The following is a 3,047-nucleotide window of genomic DNA, read 5'->3' as shown; positions in this document are numbered from 1 at the left end:
GGGGCCACCGCGGCCCCGGCTGAGCCTCCCCTCGAGTCGCAGCCGGAGGGGTCCGCGGCCTACGGGGCCGAGCCGGGGACGATCGCCGCTCCGGGGCAGCCGGTCTCGTCGTCGTCGACCCCCCGCGACACCTCGGCCCGCGCCGGCGAGACGCAGACGATCGTGCACCTGGTGCGTCACGGTGAGGTCCACAATCCCGAGGGCATCCTCTACGGGCGGCTGCCCGAGTTCCGACTGTCCGAGCTGGGGCGGAGCCAGGCCGAGACCGTCGGCCGGGTGCTGGGGCAGGGGCACGACATCGTGTCGATCGTCGCCTCGCCGCTGCAGCGTGCCCAGGAGACCGCGGCCCCCCTCGCCGAGGCCCTGGGTCTTCCGGTGGGGATCGACGCCGACATCATCGAAGCCGACAACCGCTTCGAGGGGCGCAAGGTCGGCGGCCCCGGCGGCGCCCTGCGCGACCCTCAGTACTGGCCGATCCTGCTCAACCCGATGCGGCCGTCGTGGGGTGAGCCCTACCTGCAGATCGCGCACCGCATGATCGGCGCCGTGTACTCCACCCTCGACACCGCCCGCGGGCACGAGGCCGTGCTGGTGAGCCACCAGCTGCCGGTCTACACCACACGCCGCTTCCTCGAGGGGCGGCGCCTGTGGCACGACCCGCGCAAGCGGCAGTGCTCGCTGGCCTCGATCACCTCGCTGGTGTTCGAAGGTACGACGCTGCGCGACATCGTCTATTCGGAACCGGCGGGGGCGTCCGACCCGTCGCAGACTGGAGCCTGAACCATGCGCAAGACCAAGGCCGCCCTTGGCGCGTTGCTGTTGACCGGCGCTCTCGTCGGCGGCTGTGCGACCGGTGACGACGCCGTGGTGGTGGGCCCGGAGACGTTCGAGTTCGTCAGTCCCGACGGGCAGATCGAGATCCACTACGACCCCCCGGCCGAGCGCAAGCCCGTCGCCACGCTCACCGGTCCCGACCTGCTCGACCCGGACCGCACCCTCACCGTGCAGGAGGACTTCGCCGGTGAGGTGGTGATCCTCAACCTGTGGGGCCAGTGGTGCGGACCGTGCCGGGCCGAGTCCGACGACCTGCAGCGCCTGCAGGAGGAATTCGAGCCCCAGGGTGCCACCGTGTTCGGCATCAACCTGCGCGACCCCAACCGGCAGAAGCCGGTGGACTTCGTCAAGGACAACGGCATCACGTTCCCCTCGATCTGGGATCCCAGTAATGCTGCGGTCGCCGCGCTGCGTGGCTTCCCGACGTCCGTGGTGCCGGCGACGATCATCCTCGACAAGCAGCACCGGGTGGCCGCCGTGTACCTGGCCGAGATCACCGACGACGAGCTGCGCGAGACAGTCAGCGAGCTCCTCGCCGAGGAGGTCGACCAGACGTGAACCCGGAGACGATCCTGCTCGCGCAGAGCGTGGGGGAGACGTTCCAGCAGACCGTGGCCAGCGGCCCGATCCTGCTCGCATTGGGCGCGTGCATCCTGGCAGGACTCGTGTCGTTCGCCTCGCCGTGCGTGATCCCGCTGGTGCCCGGTTATCTGGCGTACCTCGCCAGCGTCGTGGGCGCCGAGCGTCCGCCGGCTACTGCTGCCGCCGCCGAACGCCAACGCGCCGCCACCGCCACGCTCACGATGGAGGAGCGCCGCACCCGACGGTCCTCGCGCGCCCGTGTGGTGGGCGCGTCGCTGTTGTTCGTTGGCGGATTCACCGTGGTCTTCGTGATGCTCAGCGCCATGGTGCTGGGCACCGTGCAGTACCTGGCACCCCAGCAGGAGCTGCTGCAGCGTCTCGGGGGCGTGGTGACGATCCTCATGGGGCTCGTCTTCATCGGCCTCGTCCCCACTCTGCAGCGGGACACCCGCATGCAGCCCAAGTCGCTGTCCACCTGGATCGGCGCCCCGGTGCTCGGCGCCGTGTTCGCCCTGGGTTGGACCCCGTGTCTGGGTCCGACCCTGGCTGCCGCGCTCTCGGTCGCCGCGGGCACCGGGGTCGACGCGGCGCGCGGGGTGCTGCTGATCGTCGCCTACTGCATCGGCCTGGGCCTTCCGTTCATCATCGTGGCGTTCGGCTCCACCTGGGCGATGCGGACTGTCGGCTGGCTGCAGAAGCACACTCGGACCATTCAGGTGTTCGGCGGCGTCATGCTCATCATCGTGGGTCTGCTGCTGCTCTCCGGCGGGTGGGCGCTGTTCATCGACTGGCTGCGCGACTTCGCCATCTCGGACACCACTCTTCCCATCTGACCCACCCACGCCGGGCGTCATCACGCCGCCTCCCGGACTGCGTCGTGGCGTCGCGTGATTGCGGCGTCGAGGTCGTGGAGGAGCGCGAACGGAAGTATCGGCGCTTCGAGTGGTGACGGTGGTGGTGGTCCGGGTTTGGGCCGTGGCGGGTCGGCCGCGCGGGGGGTTCCGGCGGGTGGGATCCACCTGACGCCCTGGGGCGCGCGCGGGTCGGGGATGGTGGACCAGCCGGTGTCGTGGATCATCGCGTGGCAGTCGCCGCTGGCCAGGGCGAGTTCGTCGATGTTGGTGAGGCCACCGGCGGCCCAGGGTCTGCCCGCGTGGTGGGCTTCGCAGTGTCGGGCGTCCTGGTCGCAGTCGGGGTGGGTGCAGCCTCCGTACGCGGCGAACAGTGCGAGGCGTTGGTAGCGGGAGGCGGTGCGGCGACTGCGGAACAGGCGCAGGTCGATTTCCTTGTCGCACAGGGCCAGGAACCAGTGGTTGCCGCGGGCCATGGCCAGTGCCTGCGGCACGGGTACGCGGATCCCGCCGTCGGTCTCGCCGCAGCCGGCGAGTGTGGCGAGCTGGCCGAGGTCCACGCGGACCACGATCGCCGCCGGTGCGCCGGTCTTGGCGGCGTCCGCGGACAGGGCCAGGGTCAGGGCGTGGACGAGCGCGTCGTGCATGCGTTGACCGTCGGTGCGGGTGTCCTTGGCGTCGGGGTCAGGCCACAGGCGGCCGGGCTGGCCCCAGCGAGCGTGGACTTCGCGCATCAGCGCGGCCAGCTGCGGGTCCATGGTCATCGCCGCGCGGGCCATC

4 protein-coding genes are annotated in these 3,047 nt (G+C 71.0%); 3 read left to right on the top strand and 1 reads right to left on the bottom strand.

Annotated features, from left to right (window positions below; all coding sequences use genetic code 11):
• The 3 genes from G6024_RS12320 to G6024_RS12310 all read left to right on the top strand — a co-directional run.
• Positions 1-780 (top strand): histidine phosphatase family protein (locus G6024_RS12320; protein ID WP_478213491.1); only part of this gene is annotated, 780 nt, incomplete at its 5' end.
• Positions 781-783: 3 nt separating this feature from the next.
• Positions 784-1,392 (top strand): TlpA family protein disulfide reductase, encoded by a 609-nt coding sequence (locus tag G6024_RS12315; RefSeq protein WP_159148824.1) that lies wholly within the window; start codon positions 784-786, stop codon positions 1,390-1,392.
• On the top strand, positions 1,389-2,249 hold the full coding sequence (locus tag G6024_RS12310) for a cytochrome c biogenesis CcdA family protein (RefSeq protein WP_159148823.1): 861 nt from the start codon (positions 1,389-1,391) through the stop codon (positions 2,247-2,249). Before G6024_RS12315 ends, G6024_RS12310 begins: the two co-directional genes overlap by 4 nt.
• A 20-nt stretch (positions 2,250-2,269) precedes the next feature.
• On the opposite strand, the gene G6024_RS12305 is transcribed toward G6024_RS12310, so the two are convergent.
• Positions 2,270-3,047: HNH endonuclease signature motif containing protein (locus tag G6024_RS12305; RefSeq protein WP_159148822.1), on the bottom strand; the 778-nt coding region annotated here is incomplete at its 5' end.

Origin of the sequence: Dietzia maris (genome assembly GCF_014144855.1) — a bacterium.
GTDB lineage: Bacteria > Actinomycetota > Actinomycetes > Mycobacteriales > Mycobacteriaceae > Dietzia > Dietzia kunjamensis.
This window is presented reverse-complemented; position numbering and strand designations above follow the sequence as displayed.